Source organism: Streptomyces sp. NPDC058145 (genome assembly GCF_042884245.1).
Classification (GTDB): Bacteria; Actinomycetota; Actinomycetes; order Streptomycetales; family Streptomycetaceae; genus Streptomyces.
The window spans coordinates 131249-148800 of sequence record NZ_JBHVUH010000011.1; the positions used below are offsets into that span (position 1 = coordinate 131249).

General features: G+C 70.7%; 14 protein-coding genes. 6 read left to right on the forward strand and 8 right to left on the reverse strand.

Going from position 1 to position 17552, the window contains the following annotated elements; all coding sequences use genetic code 11:
• Window positions 1-214: 214 nt before the first annotated feature.
• Complete coding sequence (locus tag ACFVVO_RS25170; protein ID WP_390057857.1) at window positions 215-3226, forward strand: carbohydrate binding domain-containing protein; 3012 nt, start codon at window positions 215-217, stop codon at window positions 3224-3226.
• Window positions 3227-3284: 58 nt separating this feature from the next.
• A complete protein-coding gene (locus ACFVVO_RS25175) occupies window positions 3285-4637 on the forward strand; it encodes a hypothetical protein (protein WP_390057858.1) in 1353 nt (450 codons plus the stop codon).
• Between the two features lie 123 nt (window positions 4638-4760).
• On the opposite strand, the gene ACFVVO_RS25180 is transcribed toward ACFVVO_RS25175, so the two are convergent.
• Window positions 4761-5366, reverse strand: coding sequence for a YceI family protein (locus ACFVVO_RS25180; RefSeq protein ID WP_390057859.1), 606 nt, complete (start codon window positions 5364-5366; stop codon window positions 4761-4763).
• 269 nt (window positions 5367-5635) lie between these two features.
• Here ACFVVO_RS25180 and ACFVVO_RS25185 point away from each other — a divergent pair, with 269 nt between their 5' ends.
• The 4 genes from ACFVVO_RS25185 to ACFVVO_RS25200 all read left to right on the forward strand — a co-directional run bounded on the left by ACFVVO_RS25185 (window position 5636) and on the right by ACFVVO_RS25200 (window position 10490).
• Window positions 5636-6142: a hypothetical protein gene (locus tag ACFVVO_RS25185; RefSeq protein WP_390057860.1), complete on the forward strand. Its 507-nt coding sequence runs from the start codon at window positions 5636-5638 to the stop codon at window positions 6140-6142.
• A gap of 24 nt (window positions 6143-6166) precedes the next feature.
• Window positions 6167-8494, forward strand: coding sequence for a polysaccharide lyase 8 family protein (locus ACFVVO_RS25190; RefSeq protein WP_390057861.1), 2328 nt, complete (start codon window positions 6167-6169; stop codon window positions 8492-8494).
• 154 nt (window positions 8495-8648) lie between these two features.
• Window positions 8649-10244 carry an acyl-CoA carboxylase subunit beta gene (locus ACFVVO_RS25195; RefSeq protein ID WP_390057862.1) on the forward strand — a complete coding sequence of 532 codons (1596 nt, stop codon included), beginning with the start codon at window positions 8649-8651 and terminating at the stop codon, window positions 10242-10244.
• Window positions 10245-10301: 57 nt separating this feature from the next.
• Window positions 10302-10490 (forward strand): acyl-CoA carboxylase subunit epsilon, encoded by a 189-nt coding sequence (locus ACFVVO_RS25200; protein WP_390057863.1) that lies wholly within the window; start codon window positions 10302-10304, stop codon window positions 10488-10490.
• Between the two features lie 276 nt (window positions 10491-10766).
• On the opposite strand, the gene ACFVVO_RS25205 is transcribed toward ACFVVO_RS25200, so the two are convergent.
• From ACFVVO_RS25205 to ACFVVO_RS25235, 7 genes are all read right to left on the reverse strand, one after another.
• A complete protein-coding gene (locus ACFVVO_RS25205) occupies window positions 10767-11348 on the reverse strand; it encodes an ATP/GTP-binding protein (RefSeq protein ID WP_013000463.1) in 582 nt (193 codons plus the stop codon).
• Complete coding sequence (locus ACFVVO_RS25210) at window positions 11329-11898, reverse strand: DUF742 domain-containing protein (protein WP_390057864.1); 570 nt, start codon at window positions 11896-11898, stop codon at window positions 11329-11331. Before ACFVVO_RS25210 ends, ACFVVO_RS25205 begins: the two co-directional genes overlap by 20 nt.
• A gap of 94 nt (window positions 11899-11992) precedes the next feature.
• Window positions 11993-12406 carry a roadblock/LC7 domain-containing protein gene (locus tag ACFVVO_RS25215; protein WP_005479603.1) on the reverse strand — a complete coding sequence of 138 codons (414 nt, stop codon included), beginning with the start codon at window positions 12404-12406 and terminating at the stop codon, window positions 11993-11995.
• Between the two features lie 10 nt (window positions 12407-12416).
• Window positions 12417-15686, reverse strand: a complete 3270-nt coding sequence (locus ACFVVO_RS25220; RefSeq protein ID WP_390057865.1) for a nitrate- and nitrite sensing domain-containing protein — start codon at window positions 15684-15686, stop codon at window positions 12417-12419.
• Window positions 15687-16063: 377 nt separating this feature from the next.
• On the reverse strand, window positions 16064-16639 hold the full coding sequence (locus ACFVVO_RS25225; RefSeq protein ID WP_390057866.1) for an ATP/GTP-binding protein: 576 nt from the start codon (window positions 16637-16639) through the stop codon (window positions 16064-16066).
• On the reverse strand, window positions 16620-17018 hold the full coding sequence (locus tag ACFVVO_RS25230; RefSeq protein WP_143635912.1) for a DUF742 domain-containing protein: 399 nt from the start codon (window positions 17016-17018) through the stop codon (window positions 16620-16622). The genes ACFVVO_RS25225 and ACFVVO_RS25230 overlap by 20 nt, the downstream gene beginning before the upstream one ends.
• 111 nt (window positions 17019-17129) lie before the next feature.
• A complete protein-coding gene (locus ACFVVO_RS25235) occupies window positions 17130-17543 on the reverse strand; it encodes a roadblock/LC7 domain-containing protein (protein WP_005479910.1) in 414 nt (137 codons plus the stop codon).
• Between the last annotated feature and the right edge of the window lie 9 nt (window positions 17544-17552).

Sequence of the window (17552 nt, forward strand, 5' to 3'; positions counted from 1 at the left end):
TGGGGGATGGGGGCGTGCGAGCCGTGAGTAAATGACGGCTTCGAGGGCGCGTCAAGAGGTTGCGCATTCAGCTTCCGAACGCACAACCGCCTTCATCCGGCCGCCCGTTGGTCCCGTACCACTTCTGACGTGAAGTATTGACGGCGCCGTGGGGAGCCAGTTAACTCACGACGTGATCTAAGTCATGAGTGAATCAAGAGCCGAGGGAAGGTACATGCGAAGAACCGCCCTGCTCGTCTCCGCCGCACTCCTCACCGGGCTGCTCCCCTGGGCGACCGCGCGAGCCGCCGACGATCCCGCCCCCGTCCCCGTAGACCGCTTCGAGGGCGAGGTCCCGTTCGCCGCCCAGCCCGCCGAGGGCATCTTCACCTGGGGCGGCGACACGGACGACCCGCCGGCCCTCCAGACGGCCACCCGCACCGATGCCCCCGAGGGCGCCCAGGTCCTCACCGGCTCCTACGACATCAGCGGCTACGGCGGGTTCACCCACGACTTCGCCGCCACCGAGCCCGGCCACGACTGGTCCGCCCACCGGGGCATCCGGTTCTGGTGGGACGGCCAGGACAACGGCGGGAAGATCGCCTTCGAGATCAAGGACGGCGGCGCCCACGGCGAGGCCTCCGAGCTGTGGACCACCTCCTTCACCGACGACTTCACCGGCTGGAAACAGATCGAGATCCCCTTCGCCGACTTCACCTATCGCACGGACTACCAGCCCGTCGGCGGCATCGACCACGTCCTCGGCCTGGACCGGATGTGGGGTTACGCGGTCACGCTGCCGACCGGCGTCAAGGGCCACTTCGCCATGGACGACGTGGAGTTGTACGGCCGGGCCGACCAGTCGCTGCGCGCCTCGGTGAGCACCGGCGCGGCCGTGTACCCGGTCGAGGAGGGCGGTACGGCGAAGGTCGGGGTCACCGTGGCCACCACCGGTGCCCGGCCCCTCGACGAACCCGTGACCGTCTCGTACACGACGGCGGGCGGCACCGCCGGCCCCGGCAGCGACTACACCCCGGTCTCCGGCACCCTCACCTTCCCGGCGGGCACCGCCTCCGGCACCGCGCGGACCGTCCGGGTGCCCACCCTCCGGGACAAGGCCGCCGAGCCCGCCGAGACCATCCCGCTGAACCTCACGGTGACCGGCGCCAAGGCGCCCGCCGAGACGCCGCAGGTCGTCATCGACGCCCACGGACTGCCCTACCTGGACGCCAAGTTGCCCGTGCGCAAGCGGGTGGCGGACCTGCTGAGCCGTATGTCCCTGGCGGAGAAGGCCGGCCAGATGACCCAGGCCGAGCGCGGCGCCCTGACCGACCAGGGGGACATCGCCGGATACGCGCTCGGCTCGCTCCTCTCCGGCGGCGGCTCGACCCCCACGCCCAACACGCCGGACGCCTGGGCGAAGATGATCGACGCCTTCCAGTCGCGGGCGCGGGCGACCCGCTTCCAGATCCCGCTGATCTACGGGGTCGACGCGGTCCACGGCCACAACAACCTGGTCGGCGCCACGATCATGCCGCACAACGTCGGCCTCGGTGCCACCCGTGATCCCCGACTCGCGGAGCGGACCGGCGCGGTGACGGCGGCCGAGGTCCGGGCCACCGGCATCCCCTGGGACTTCGCGCCCTGCCTGTGCGTGAGCCGCGACGAACGCTGGGGACGCTCCTACGAGTCCTTCGGCGAGGACCCGGCGCTGGTCGAGTCGATGGAGACCGTCATCCAGGGACTGCAGGGCCGGGCCGACGGCAGGGACCTGAGCCGCGGCGACAAGGTGCTCGCCACCGCCAAGCACTTCGTCGGTGACGGCGGCACCGGGTACGGCTCCTCGACCACCGGCACCTACACGATCGACCAGGGCGTCACCAAGGTCACCCGGAAGCAGTTCGAGGCCGTCCACCTGGCGCCGTTCGAGAGCGCCGTCGACCGGGGCATCGGCACGGTCATGCCGTCGTACTCCTCGCTCGACATCCTCGGCGACGGACAGGGCCCGGTGAAGATGCACGCCCGGGCCGACATGATCAACGGCGTGCTCAAGGGCCGCATGGGCTTCGACGGGTTCGTCATCAGCGACTGGAACGCCATCGACCAGCTCCCCGGCGACTACGCCTCCCATGTCCGCACCTCGGTCAACGCGGGCCTGGACATGATGATGGTGCCGTACACGTACAAGGACTTCACCGGCACGCTCGCCGACGAGGTGCGGGCCGGCCGGATCAGTGAGCGGCGGATCGACGACGCCGTCTCCCGCATCCTCACCCAGAAGTTCCGGCTCGGCCTCTTCGAGCACCCGTACGCCGACACCCGCGGCGCCGCCGCCATCGGCTCCCCGGCGCACCGGACGGTGGCCCGCCGGGCGGCGGCCGAGTCCCAGGTGCTGCTGAAGAACAGCGGCGGGCTGCTGCCCCTGAAGAAGGGCGAGAAGGTCTACGTCGCCGGGTCGAACGCCGACGACATCGGCAACCAGACCGGCGGCTGGACCGTCACCTGGCAGGGGGGCTCCGGGAACACCGTCCCGGGTACGACGATTCTCGACGGCATGCGCGAGGCGGGCGGGGACGTCACGTACTCCAAGGACGCCTCCGCACCGACCGGCGGCTACGACGCCGGTGTGGTCGTCGTCGGCGAGACCCCGTACGCGGAGGGGGTCGGCGACGTCGGCAACGGCCACCGGCTCGCCCTCTCGGCCGCCGACCAGGCCGCCGTGGACAAGGTCTGCGCGGCCATGAAGTGCGCGGTGCTGATCGTCTCCGGGCGCCCGCAGCTGATCGGTGACCGGCTCGGCCGGGTCGACGCGCTGGTCGCCTCCTGGCTGCCGGGTACCGAGGGCGCCGGTGTCGCCGACGTCCTCTACGGCAGGCGGCCCTTCACCGGGCAGCTCCCCGTCACCTGGCCCCGCTCGGAGTCCCAGCTGCCGATCAACGTCGGTGACGCGTCGTACGATCCGCAGTTCCCCTACGGCTGGGGCCTGACCACGCTCACCCGTGTCCCGCGGGGCGGCGCGGCCACGCTGCGGGCGCTCGGGACGGCGGCAGCGGCGGCGGAGCGGACGGGCGCCGACCGGGCCGGACGGGAGCTGGTCACCCGGGCGCGGCTGATCGTCCAGCGGGAGGTGGGCGACCGGATGACGGCGGCGGTGGCGAAGCCCTTCGCCGACGCGGACCACCTGCTGCTGACCGGCCACTACGGAAAGGCGGTGCAGAAGCTCACGGAGGCCTACCGGGCCGCGTGAGTCCCCCCGGCGAGCCGCGTACCTGACTCTTTTGGGAGGCTTCGGGTAGTTTCGAAGGGTGAAGGCCGTCCCTCGGACCCGAAGCCTCCCGGCGCTGCTGCTGGCCGCACTGGCGCTGCTCGTCGCGACCACCCTGGCCCCCGGCGCGATGGCGGCCACCAGTGTGTCCGGCATCGCCCAGGCCCTGCGCAAGAGCCCGGTCTACGTCGACCCGGCGGCCGCCGGGCAGTTGTCCAGGGCCGACGCCGACGGGCTCGCCAAGCAGGTCAAGGGCGCCGGCAAGCCCCTCTTCGTCACGGTCCTGCCCGCCGGCTACCCGACCGCGAACCTCTTCTCCGACCTGCGCACGGCCACCGGCATCACCGGCCTGTACGCCATCCGGCTCGGCGACCGCTTCGACGCCCGAGCGGACTCCTCGGTCCTCTCCCGCACCGCCGTGCGGAACCTGGTCGCCAGCGTGCAGGGCGAGGACGCCAAGACCCAGCTCACCGACTTCACCGACCGCGCCCTGGCCAACATGGGCGGCCGTGCCCCCGCGAGCTGGGGTGGTCAGGGCGGCGGGTCAGGGGCGTCGAGCACGGCGCTGATCACGGCGGGCGTCATCCTGGTGGCCGGCGGCGCGGGCGCCTACACCCTGGTCCGCCGCAACCGCCGCCGTCACGCCGAGGAGCAGCGGGCCGCGCTGGACCGGCTGCGGGTGGTCGTGGACGAGGACATCACCGCCTTCGGCGAGGAGCTCGACCGTCTGGACTTCCACCCGGCCGAGCCGGGCGCCGACGACGCGATGCGCGCGGACTACGAACGGGCCCTCGACGCCTACGACAAGGCCAAGCAGGACATGGCCGAGGCGCGCAGACCCGAGGACGTCCGGCCGGTCACCGAGACCCTGGAGGACGGCCGTTTCTCCCTCGCCCAGCTGGCCGCCCGCCGCGAGGGCCGCCCCCTGCCGGAGCGCCGCCCGCCCTGCTTCTTCGACCCCCGCCACGGCCCCTCCGTCACCGACGCGGCCTGGACCCCGCCCGGCGGCAGCCTCCGTGAGGTCCCGGTCTGCGCCGCCGACGCCACCCGCCTGGCCGACGGCCGCGACCCGGTGATCCGCGAGGTCGACACCGACTACGGCCGCCGCCCCTACTGGGACGCCGGCCCCGCCTACGGCCCCTGGGCCGGCGGCTACTTCGGCGGCGGCATCCTCCCCGGCCTCCTGGTCGGCACCCTGCTCGGCAGCATGATGTCCACCCCGTCCTACGCCTCCGACTACGGCACCGACTACGGCGACTTCGGCGCCGCCGGCTACCAGGGCGGCGACATCTCCGGCGCCGACTTCGACCCGGGCGACTTCGGCGGCGGCTTCGGCGACGGCGGCGGCTTCGACGGCGGAGGAGGCGGCGGCGACTTCGGCGGCGGCTTCTGACCCCCGCTCACCGACCGCCCCGGCGGGCACGATCGCGGGTCTTCGCCACGCCGTTGTCGCGGCCCGCGGGGACGAGATGAGGCGTGACGGTGCGAGGCTGGGCGCGGGTGAGGCGCCGCGGGCTCAGGCGTTCTTGATGGCCGAGATGTCGAAGACCAGCTTGATCTTGTCGGAGACGAGGACGCCGCCGGTCTCCAGGGCCGCGTTCCAGGTCAGGCCCCACTCGGAGCGCAGGATCTCGGCCTTGCCCTCGAAGCCGACGCGCTCGTTGCCGAAGGGGTCCTTCGCGGCGCCGTTGAACTCCAGGCCGATGGTGATCGGCTTGGTGACGCCGAGGATGGAGAGGTCGCCGGTGATGCGGTAGTCGTCGCCGCCGAGCGCTTCGGCCTGGGTGGAGCGGAAGGTCATCGCCGGGAACTCGTCGGTCTTGAAGAAGTCCGAGGACTTCAGGTGCCCGTCACGGTCGACGTTGCCGGTGTCGATGCTGTCCATCCGGACGTCCAGAGTGGCGGTGGACTTCGCGGGGTCGCCGCCGTCCAGGTGCAGCGCGCCGGTGAACTCCTGGAAGCTCCCCTTCACGTTGGTGACCATCGCATGGCGGGCCACGAAGCCGATCGTGGTGTGGGCCGGGTCGATCGTGTACTCGCCGGTCAGCGCGGCCAGTTCGGCGCCGGCGGCGGGGGCGACGGTGGTCTCGGGGGTGCTTTCCTTGCGGCCGAAGATGCCCATGCGGTGCTCCTTGGGGACGGTCGCGACTCCGTGGGGAAGCCGCGACGGGGTTTCTGTTTAACGTTCAACTAGCCCAACGACTTCGACCGTAGACCTATTCCGTTGAGTTTTCAACATCATCCGCCACGTGTTCTCGAGCAAACGGAGAGTAACCGGGTACGCCCTCTGGCGAACGCGCGTAGACCTCGGGCACCATCTCTCTGCGCACCCGCACCACCTGCACAGCCGAACCACAGGAAGCACGGCCCACCGCAGGAAGGTCTCTCCCCATGAAGGCACTGAAGGCCCGCTCCGTCCTGACCGCGCTCGCCCTCGTCGTCGCCCCCGGCGTCGCCGTGGTCGGCACCGCCACCGACGCCTTCGCCGTCACCAAGATCAGTCACTCGACCGCCACCGGGATGTTCCGCACCATCGGCATCACCTGGTCGTCCTCCGGCAACTGCTCCGACCGGTACAACTCCACCTGCACCTCGTTCGAGCAGCTCAACCTCGCCACCGCCCAGGGCGCCCAGACCCTCAAGAAGGCCAGCGGCTGCGCCCTCAACATCACCGGCGGCACCGAGACGGGTCACGCCTCGGGCACCTACTCGCACTGGAACGGCTACAAGCTCGACTACGGCAAGAACACCTGCGTCACCTCGTACATCAAGAACAACTTCAGCTACATCGGTCTGCGTGGGGACGGCGCCCCGCAGTACAAGTCCGGCTCCGGCAACATCTACGCCGACGAGGGCAGCCACTGGGACGTCCTGTACTACAACTGCGGCGGCTGCTGAGTCAGGAGGGCGGTGACCGGCCGCATGAGCACGGGACCGAGCCGACGCGCACTGCTGCTGGCCGCCGCCCTCACCGCCGCCACGGCGCCCGTGGCCCGCGCGGCGGCGGCCGGCGCCGACCCCTTCGACACCCTCCGCCGCCGCTGGCTCGACATCGCCCTCGGCACCGGATACGACCCGGCCACCGAGCCGTACGCCTCCCGCCTCGCCCAACTCGGCGCGATGGCCCGTGACTTCCACGCCGGCATGGCCCCCGCCGCCGCTTCCCTGTGGCCCGGCCACCCCTTCGACCCGCCCGCCGGGATCACCTTCAGCTACGGCCGCCTGTGGACCATGGCCCAGGCGTACGTCCAGCCCGGCACCGGTGCCACCGGCGACGACGCCCTCCTCGCCGGCGTGCTCCGCGGCCTCGACCACCTCTCCGCGACCGTCTACAACCCCGCCACCACGCGTTACGGCAACTGGTGGGAGTGGCAGATCGGCAGCCCCCGGCTGCTGACCGACATCACGGCCGCCCTGTACGACCACCTCGGCGCGGACCGCGTCGCGGCGGCCTGCGCCGCCGTCGACCACTTCATCCCGGACACGATGCTCACCGAGTACTCCGGCACCTCCACCGGGGCCAACCGTGTCGACCTGTGCCGTTCCGTCGCCCTGCGCGGCATCCTCGGCCGGGCCGGCGACCGCCTCGCGCTCGCCCGGGACGCCCTCTCGCCGGTCTTCCCGTACGTCACCGAGGGCGACGGCCTCTACGCCGACGGCTCCTTCGTACAGCACACCTGGGTCGCCTACTCCGGCACCTACGGCCAGGTCCTGCTGGACGGTCTGGGCCGGCTCTTCGCCCTGCTCGCCGGCTCCCAGTGGGAGATCACCGACCCCGCCCGGCGGAACGTCCTGGACGGCGTCGAGCACGCCTACGCCCCGCTGATCCACGACGGACTGGTGATGGACTGCGTCAACGGCCGTGCCATCAGCCGGGGTTACCTGCGCGGCGACGACCTGCACGTCATGCGCGGCGACCACTACCACGGCCAGGCGCTGATCGCGGCCGTCGCCCTGCTGGCCGGCGGCGCGCGCGAGGAGGAGCGGCAGCGCTGGTACGGCCGCATCAAGGGCTGGATCGAACGGGACACCGTGACACCGATCCTGACGGCCCCTCAGTTCGGCGTCGCGGACCTGGCCCGGCTGCACACCGTCGCCGCCTCGCCCGTCCCCGCGGCCCCCGAACCCCTCGGCCACCGCCTCTTCCCGGCCATGGACCGGGCCGTCCACCGCCGCCCGCGCTTCACCGCCGCGCTCTCCATGGCCGGCGACCGCATCGCCCACTACGAATGCGGCAACGGCGAGAACCCGCGCGGCTGGCACACCGGCTCCGGGATGCTCTCCTGGTGGCCCGTGGGGCGCGGCGCCCGGTCCGACCAGTACACGGACTGGTACTGGCCGACCGTCGACTGGTACCGGCTTCCCGGCACCACCGTCTCCACCGGACGCCTCGCCGACCGGGCCGGCGGCGAGTGGGGCGCGCCCAGGCCGGACGTCCGCTGGGTCGGCGGCACGACCGACGGCGAGTACGCGGCCGTGGGCCAGCACCTGAAGGGCCTGGAGTCCACCCTGGAGGCCCGCAAGTCCTGGTTCTTCCTCGCCGACGCGGTGGTCTGCCTCGGCGCCGGGATCCGCTGTGCCGACGGCGTCCCGGTCGAGACCGTCGTCGACAACCGCAACCTCGGCGAGGGCGGCGCCCAGACCTTCGTGCGCGGCCCCGGCTGGGCCCATCTGGAGGACCACGGCGGCTGGCTGCTGCCGAGCGGCGGCGTGCTGCGCACCCTCCGCGAGGACCGCACCGGCGCCTGGTCCGACATCAACACCACCAGTACGGACGAGCGGCGCACCCGCCGCTGGCAGACCCTCTGGCTGGACCACGGCACCGATCCGGCCGACGCGGCCTACGTCTACGTGCTGATGCCAGGCGCCGACCGCGGCGAGGTCGCCGCCCGGGCCGCCGACCGCCACTGGCTGCGCGTCCTCGCCAACGACGCCCGCCGCCAGGCCGTCGCCGTGCCCTCGCTCGGCCTGACCGCCGTCAACTTCTGGGAGGCCGGCACGGCCGGTGGCCTGTCCGCCGCCGCCGGGGCGAGCGTACTGGTCCGCCGCCGGGGGCGGAGGGCTACGCTGTGGATCAGTGAGCCGCCCCGCACGGGCGTGCCGCTGGAGATCGTCTGGGACCGTCCGGTGCGCTCGGTCGTCCACGCCGACGACACCGTGGAGATCCTCGCCGCCGACCGCCGTCTGAGGCTCCGTGTCACTCCAGGGATGGCATGTGCCACCCATCAATGTGAGGTCGCTCTCGGGTGACGGCTTTGTGTCCCCTCTACAACCGAAGCGCCCTCTGAGCAGTCGGAACGGCTGCATGTCGCTGTGGTTCTGTTCAGTGGTACCAGGAAAACGGTCCGGAGACTGTACGGAGTCGACGGCTCGCTTTCCTTGGTGTCCTTCGTAAGGTCACTACATGACCGTTTTGGAAGAGACGACGGGTGAGCCGACCGCGGAGCCGGCGGACGCGCGTGGGCGAGTCGCCGAGCTGCACGAGATCCGTGCCCGGGCCGTGGCCGGCCCCAGCGAGAAGGCGACCACCGCCCAGCACGCCAAGGGCAAGCTGACGGCGCGGGAGCGCATCGAGCTGCTCCTGGACCCGGGATCCTTCCAGGAGGTGGAGCAGCTGCGCCGGCACCGGGCGAGCGGGTTCGGCCTGGAGGCGAAGAAGCCCTACACCGACGGTGTCATCACGGGCTGGGGCACGGTTGAGGGCCGTACGGTCTTCGTCTACGCCCACGACTTCCGGATCTTCGGCGGCGCCCTGGGCGAGGCCCACGCCACGAAGATCCACAAGATCATGGACATGGCCATCGCGGCCGGCGCGCCCCTGGTCTCCCTCAACGACGGCGCGGGTGCCCGCATCCAGGAGGGCGTCTCCGCGCTCGCCGGCTACGGCGGCATCTTCCAGCGCAACACGAAGGCCAGCGGTGTCATCCCGCAGATCTCCGTGATGCTCGGCCCGTGCGCGGGCGGGGCGGCCTACAGCCCGGCGCTGACGGACTTCGTCTTCATGGTCCGCGAGACCTCGCAGATGTTCATCACCGGCCCGGACGTCGTCAAGGCGGTCACCGGCGAGGAGATCACCCAGAACGGGCTCGGCGGCGCCGATGTGCACGCCGAGACCTCCGGCGTCTGCCACTTCGCCTACGACGACGAGGAGACGTGCATCGCCGAGGTGCGCTACCTCCTGTCGCTGCTGCCGCAGAACAACCGCGAGAACCCGCCCGGGACCGACGCCTCGGACCCGGTGGACCGCCGCTCCGACGTCCTGCTCGACCTGGTCCCGGCCGACGGCAACCGCCCGTACGACATGACCAAGGTCATCGAGGAGATCGTCGACGACGGCGAGTACCTCGAGGTCCACGAGCGCTGGGCGCGGAACATCATCTGCGCGCTGGCCCGGCTGGACGGCCAGGTCGTCGGCATCATCGCCAACCAGCCCCAGGTGCTGGCGGGCGTGCTGGACATCGAGGCGTCCGAGAAGGCCGCCCGCTTCGTGCAGATGTGCGATGCCTTCAACATCCCGATCGTCACTCTTCTGGACGTACCCGGCTTCCTGCCCGGCGTCGATCAGGAGCACGGTGGAATCATCAGGCACGGAGCGAAGCTGCTGTACGCCTACTGCAACGCCACCGTGCCGAGGATCTCCCTGATCCTGCGCAAGGCGTACGGAGGTGCGTACATCGTGATGGACTCCCAGTCGATCGGCGCCGACCTCACCTACGCCTGGCCCACCAACGAGATCGCCGTGATGGGCGCCGAGGGCGCGGCCAACGTCATCTTCCGCCGCCAGATCGCCGACGCCGAGGACCCCGAGGCCATGCGGCAGGAGATGGTCAAGGAGTACAAGGCCGAGCTGATGCACCCGTACTACGCGGCCGAGCGCGGTCTGGTCGACGACGTTATCGACCCCGCCGAGACCCGCGAGGTGCTGGTGAAGTCGCTGGCGATGCTGCAGTCCAAGCACGCCGACCTGCCCTCCCGCAAGCACGGCAACCCCCCGCAGTAACCGAGCGGACCCGTCGCGGCAACCCCGCGGACCTCTTCCTGACGGAGACTGACACCCATGAACACTGACATCCGCGTCGAGAAGGGCCACGCCGAGCCCGAGGAAGTCGCCGCCATCACGGCCGTACTCCTGGCCCGTGCGGCCGCCCAGCCGGCCACCCCGGCGCACCGCGGCCGTGCCAAGGCCGGCTGGCGCCGTCTGGAGCGCGAGCCCGGCTTCCGCGCCCCGCACAGCTGGCACGGCTGACCGGCGCCGCCCCACGGGCCGCCCACACAGCACACGAGAAGGGCCCCTCCGAACGGAGGGGCCCTTTTCGGCCGCCCCGGCACCGTCGGCTCCGCAGAGGGGCGCGGGGAACCGCGCGAGCGACCGCCGACGACTCGCAGCCGGCATGCACTCCGTCGAGGCACCCCGGTGGCCGAACCGGAGTGGGCGGACCATCGGGACACGCTCGCACATGACGAAGCTCCCGCCCCTCGCGAGGAGAGACGGGAGCCGGAGTCGGTGCCCCGAGCGGAGCGTCTAGCGGAGACGCGCCATGAGCGCGTGCTCGACCAGCGTGATCAGCGCACTCTTGGCGTCCGAGCGGTGCCGGGCGTCGGTCGTGATGATCGGGGTGTCCGGGCCGATCTGCAGGGCCTCACGGACCTCGTCCGGGTTGTACGGCTGCTGTCCGTCGAAGCCGTTGAGGGCGATGACGAAGGGCAGACCGCTGTTCTCGAAGTAGTCGACCGCGGGGAAGCAGTCGGCGAGACGCCGGGTGTCGACCAGGACGATCGCGCCGATCGCGCCGCGCACCAGGTCGTCCCACATGAACCAGAAGCGGTCCTGACCGGGTGTACCGAAGAGGTACAGGATCAGGTCCTGGTCCAGGGTGATGCGGCCGAAGTCCATGGCCACCGTGGTGGTGGTCTTGTCACCGGTGTGGGTGAGGTCGTCGATGCCGGCCGAAGCGGACGTCATGACGGCCTCTGTGCGCAGCGGGTTGATCTCCGAGACGGCGCCGACGAACGTGGTCTTGCCCACGCCGAAGCCGCCCGCCACCACGATCTTCGCGGAGGTGGTGGAGCGGGAAGGACCGCCGCTAGAGCTTGCGAAGTCCACTGAGCACCCTTTCGAGCAGTGTCACGTCTGGCTGGCCACCGGCGTTCTCGTCGCCGCCGGGCTGATGGATGGCGACCAGGCCTGCCTCCGCCAAGTCGGCGACGAGAATCCTGGCGACGCCGAGGGGGATCGTGAGCAGGGCCGAGACCTCGGCCACCGACTTGATCTCCCGGCACAGGTTGCAGATCCGCTGATGTTCGGGCAGCTGGCCCTGCATCTGGTGCGGAGCGGCGGTGGTGTGCACCAGTGCCTCGATGGCGAGCTGGTAGCGCGGGCGGGTCCGGCCGCCGGTCATGGCGTACGGACGCACCAAGGGGTTGTTCGCTGCGGATGCCGGCGCCGGCTCGGGACGGCGCTGCGGCTGGACCGGCTGGATCCGCGGGGCCGGCGGCTGGTCGTACGGCGAGGGCCCGGGGCCCTGCGGAGCGTACGGCTGGCGGTGACCAGGGGTGGAGGGAAAGCCGTACCGGTTCGCCGAACCGTCGCTCTGGCCCTGGGCAGGGCCGTACGACCAGTTACCCGAATGCGAACCGCCTGGGGGTGTTGCCACTTTCTCCTCCTCCGACTGTGCCGGGCACCCATCCGTGTGGAGCCGCGTCCCGAAACCTTACGGCCCCGGAACGCGAATACGCACCGTTCGTCTGTTAGTTGAGAAGGCTTCCCTGGAGCTCCGCGCGGAGATCCGGGGTGAGAACCGTGCCCGCGCGGTCCACCAGAAGTGCCATCTCGTACCCGATGAGGCCGATGTCCGCTTCCGGGTGGGCCAGAACGGCGAGCGAGGAACCGTCGGAAACGGACATGATGAAGAGGAATCCCCGCTCCATCTCCACAACTGTCTGGTTCACGCTGCCGCCCTCGAAGATGCGGGAGGCGCCTGCCGTCAGGGATGTCAGACCGGAGGCGACGGCCGCGAGCTGGTCCGCGCGGTCGCGGGGGAACCCTTCGGACATCGCCAGAAGGAGTCCGTCGGCGGAGACCACCACCGTGTGGGACACCCCCGGGGTGTTGTCCACGAAGTTGGTGATCAACCAGTTCAGGTTCTGTGCCGCCTGGCTCATCGGGCTCACACTAACGCTCCTGGTTGTAGGTGCTGTCAGGACCACTGTGCTGATTCCCAGTGGCCTGGCCGTTCGATTCACTGCCTGCGCTGCGTCCGCGCTGGACGCCCCGACGCAGGTTGCTCAGCCTGCCCCGGACGTCCTCCGGGGCGCGGGAGACCTGCGGGCCTCCCTGAGGGGTGCTCTCGGCGGTGCCCTCGACCAGATTGGCCTTGGGTACCCGCCGGGGCAGACCGGAGGCGGTGACTCCGCCGGCCTTGGGCTTGCGGAGCTGCGAAGCCTGCTGCCAGCGCTCGTCATTGGCCGAACGCCAGTCGCCGTTGGTCCCCGGGGTGTTCGCCGCCGGAGCCGGCGCCTCCGGCTGCACCCGTCCGTCGCCGTTCGAGCCGCTGGGACCGCTCGCGGACCCGCGGCGGGGCAGACCGGCGTCGGTCATCTGGTGGGCGGCGGAAGAAGCCGTTCCCGGACGGTCGAAGCCTACGCCGTTCCGCTCACCCGCGTCAGCGGCCTGCGGTTCCGTTTCCGGAGCGTAATGGGCCGGATAGCCGTTCTGGTAGTTGTCCTGCTGCGGCCAGTCGTCCTGGTAGGACTGGCTCTCGTAGGAGCCGAATCCGTCGGACCCGGAGCCGTGCGCGGGCGCCTGCTCCTCCTGGGCCGGTTCCGCATACGTGGGCTCGGGGTAGCCGCCGCCGTTCGGGGCGAAGCCGTCGTCGCGCGGCATGCCGCCGTTCGGCGCGTAGTACTGGTCGTCGTACGACTGCTGGTACCCGGTGTTCCGGTGCTCCTCGTACGCCTGCCGCTGGTCGCCGTAGGCCTGCTGTCCGTCGAAGGCGGCGGGCTGGGCGGGCTGCTCACCGAAGCCGGCGGCGCCGTCGTAGCCGGTCTGCCGGGCGTCGAACTCGTCCGCGTACCCGCGCTGCCCGTCGGCCTCGTGCTGCGGCTCGTCGTGCGACTGGGCCTCCAGCGCGGCACGGCGCTCCTCGCGCATCAGGGAGCGGCCCACGGGGTCCAGGTCGCGGAGGTCGTCGGGGACCTCCGAGTAGCGGCTGTCGTCGAAGCCGAGTTCGGCCGCGGTGCGCATCGGCTGATGCTGCACCTGGACGAAGTCCTCACCCTGGAACCGCTGCTCCGGGATGATCTGGGAGACCGTGAACTCCTCGCGGTCCAGCGGGGCTTCGCCGCCACCGCCGTGCGTGATCGCGTCCGGCAGCATGACCAGCGAGGTGGTGCCGGCCTGCTCGCCCGAGGGGCGCAGCTGGACCCGGATGCCGTGCCGGTCGGACAGCCGGCCGACCACGAAAAGACCCATGCGCTGGGAGATCGCGGCGTCCACGGTCGGCGGGTTGGCCAGTTTGTGGTTGATGTCCGCGAAGTCCTCGGCGGTCAGGCCGATGCCCTTGTCGTGGATCTCGACCATGATGCGGCCGTCGGGCAGACGGGTCGCGGTGACGCGCACCTTGGTCTGGGGCGAGGAGAACGTGGTGGCGTTTTCCAGCAGCTCGGCCAGCAGGTGCACGAGGTCGGTGACCGCGCGGCCGTGGATCTCGGCCTCCGGGACGCCGGACAGCTCGATGCGCTCGTACTGCTCCACCTCGGAGGAGGCAGCGCGCAGCACGTCGACCAGCGGGACCGGCTGGTCCCAGCGGCGGCCGGGCTCCTCGCCGGCGAGGACCAGGAGGTTCTCGCCGTTGCGGCGCATACGGGTGGCCAGGTGGTCCAGCTTGAAGAGGTTCTCGAGCTGGTCCGGGTCCGCCTCGTTGTTCTCCAGTTCGGTGATCAGGGTCAGCTGGCCCTCGATCAGCGACTGGCTGCGGCGGGAGAGGTTGGTGAAGATCGCGTTGATGTTGCCCCGCAGCAGCGCCTGCTCGGAGGCGAGCCGGACCGCCTCGCGGTGGACCTGGTCGAAGGCGCGGGCAACCTCGCCGATCTCGTCCTTGGTGTGGATCGGGATCGGGGCGACCCGGGTGTCGACCCGGCCCGGGTCGGTGCGGGAGAGCTGGTCGACCAGCATCGGCAGACGCTGCTCGGCGACGCCGAAGGCGGCGTTGCGGAGCTGGCGCATCGAGCGGCTCATCTGACGGGCCACGGCGCCGGCCAGGATGAAGGCGAGCAGCAGGGCCACGACGACCACGGCACCGGTGGTGATGGCCGAGGCCTTGGCGTCGTCGGCGATGCCGGACGCCTCGTTCACGGCCTTGTCGGCGAGGTCCGCCTCGATCTGGCGGTAGGCCTTGTACTTGAGGGTGTTGACCGCCCACCAGTTCTGGGCCGTCACGCCGCCCGCCGCCATCTGCTGGCGGGTCAGCGGGGTGGTGTCCTTCATCGTCGCCAGCGCCGAGACCATCGCGTTCGGCTTGGACGGCGGCGCGACGTACTTCGGGTCCTGCTGCTTCTGCTGCGCGACCAGCGCGGCGCCGTCCGTCCTGATCTTCGCCATCGCGTCGGTCAGCTTCTGCGCGTCCTGGTCGGTGCCACCGCCGAGGTACTCCTCGAGGGCGATGCGCTCCAGGTAGGCGTACGAGGACAGGGAGACCCGCTGGGTCGCCAGGTTGGGGTCGTCCGGACCGGGCTTGACCAGCAGGTGCATGCCGATCGACCGCTCCAGCGACAGTGCCGCCTTGGTGAGCGACATGGCATAGACGGTACGGCCGTAGGAGGTGATGTTGCCGGTGCCCAGACCGAGTTCGTTGGCGAACTCCATCAGGGGGTGCGCGACCTCGACGTAACCCTCTTCGGTCTTCACGCCGGTGGTCTTCTTGGAGTACGCGACCTGGCGCAGCGTCTGCAGCGTGGGCTCCGCCTTGCGGAACAGTTGCAGACGGCGCTTGAGGCCGGGCTTGTCCGGCATGTCCTGCGCGGCCTGGTCGAAGGCGTCGGCCGCCTGGTCCGTCTGCTTGCGGGCCGCGGTCACGACGGCCTGCTGGTTGCCCAGCAGCAGCGGGGCGGCGGTGACGTCACGCTCGTTCTCGAGCGCGTCCGCGTAGCCGAGGGAGGCACGCACCAGGCGGGCGGTGCTCTCCGCGTCCCGGGCCTCGTTCCAGGTGTCGATCGAGCTCTTCACCTGGAAGCCGCCCATGATGAGGCCGACCGCCACGGGTATGAGCAGGATCGCGTTCAGGCGGGTCGGCACCCGCCAGTTGCGCGGTGAGAAACGGCCACCGCCGGCCGGGGGAGTGGCCGAGGGCTCGGCACCCGGCCCAGGGGTGGGCACCGCAGCGCGCGGCGGCGGGGTGAAGTTGCCCCGCGCCGACGGCTCGGGACCGTTCTTGCTTCGCCTCACTCGACCAACAACCTCTCGGCGGTCGGCACCTTCGTCGTGCCGCAGTCTCTCAGAGCCCGGTTCGTCATCGACCACTCAGTACGTCTTTGACTAATAGGCAGTTCAGGCATTCCAGCACGTCAGCATCCGCTCTTCCAAACACTCGGAACCTGAGGTTCCGAGTGATGTAAGTCCTAGATAAAACGGGCATAAAGAGCGAGCCCCGCCAAAAGGCGGGGCAGTCGTGCGCACAGCGGCACCGCGCGAACGCGTCGCGTGGTGAAGTACGGCGATTCCTCTGCCGAACTGTTATGAACACCGGAGCCGACCGTGTCAAAGGCCACAGCCGGCTCCACTTGCGCTACGGCAACTGCCGTACGTCGCGTCTCATTTGAGTGTTACCGCAGACGGGCCATGAGCGCGTGCTCGACCAGCGTGATCAGCGCACTCTTGGCGTCCGAGCGGTGCCGGGCGTCGGTCGTGATGATCGGGGCGTCCGGCCCGATCTGCAGGGCCTCACGGACCTCGTCCGGGTTGTACGGCTGCTGTCCGTCGAAGCCGTTGAGGGCGATGACGAAGGGCAGGCCGCTGTTCTCGAAGTAGTCGACCGCGGGGAAGCAGTCGGCGAGACGCCGGGTGTCCACGAGGACCACCGCGCCGATCGCGCCGCGCACCAGGTCGTCCCACATGAACCAGAAGCGGTCCTGACCGGGTGTACCGAAGAGGTACAGGATCAGGTCCTGGTCCAGCGTGATGCGGCCGAAGTCCATGGCCACCGTGGTGGTGGTCTTGTCACCGGTGTGGGTGAGGTCGTCGATGCCGGCCGAAGCGGACGTCATGACGGCCTCTGTGCGCAGCGGGTTGATCTCCGAGACGGCGCCGACGAACGTGGTCTTGCCCACGCCGAAGCCGCCCGCCACCACGATCTTCGCGGAGGTGGTGGCCCGGCCCGCGTCAGAGCTTGCGAAGTCCACTGAGCACCCTTTCGAGCAGCGTCACGTCCGGAGCGCCGCCGTTGTTCTCGTCGCCACCCGGCTGGTGGATGGCGACCATGCCGGCCTCTGCGAGGTCGGCGACCAGGATCCGGGCCACGCCGAGCGGCATGGCCAGCAGCGCCGACACCTCCGCGACCGACTTGACCTCACGGCAGAGGTGGCAGATGCGCTGGTGTTCCGGGAGCAGTCCCATGAGCGCTGCCGGGTCGGCCGTGGTGCTGATCAGCGCCTCGATGGCGAGCTGATAGCGCGGCCGGGTCCGGCCACCGGTCATCGCGTACGGACGTACCAGTGGCTGGTCGCCCTCGTCTCCGTACGGCTCCGCGTACGGATCATGAGAGGCGGTGGGCGGGGTCATGAATCCTCCGGGCGGGACAGCAAGTCGGTCAGGCAAGCCGTCGGAAGGGGCCGGTGGGGGGATTGTGGCGGCCGGACGGTGTTTTTGTGAGGTGGGTGGTGCCGGGGCCGGTCAGTGAAGCAGACTGCCTTGGAGTTCGGCGCGCAGATCCGGGGTGAGTACCGCCCCTGCGCGGTCGACCAGCAGTGCCATCTCGTAGCCGACCAGGCCGATGTCGCACTCGGGGTGGGCCAGGACCGCGAGGGAAGACCCGTCCGAGACGGACATGAGGAAGAGGAACCCGCGCTCCATCTCGACGACCGTCTGCGCCACATCGCCGCCCTCGAAGATCCGGGATGCCCCGGCGGTCAGCGAGGTCAGCCCGGACGCGACGGCCGCCAGCTGGTCGGCGCGGTCACGCGGAAAACCTTCGGACATGGCCAGCAGAAGGCCGTCGGCGGAGACCACCACCGTGTGCGACACCCCGGGGGTGTTGTCCACGAAGTTGGTGATCAACCAGTTCAGGTTCTGTGCCGCCTGGCTCATCGGACTCAA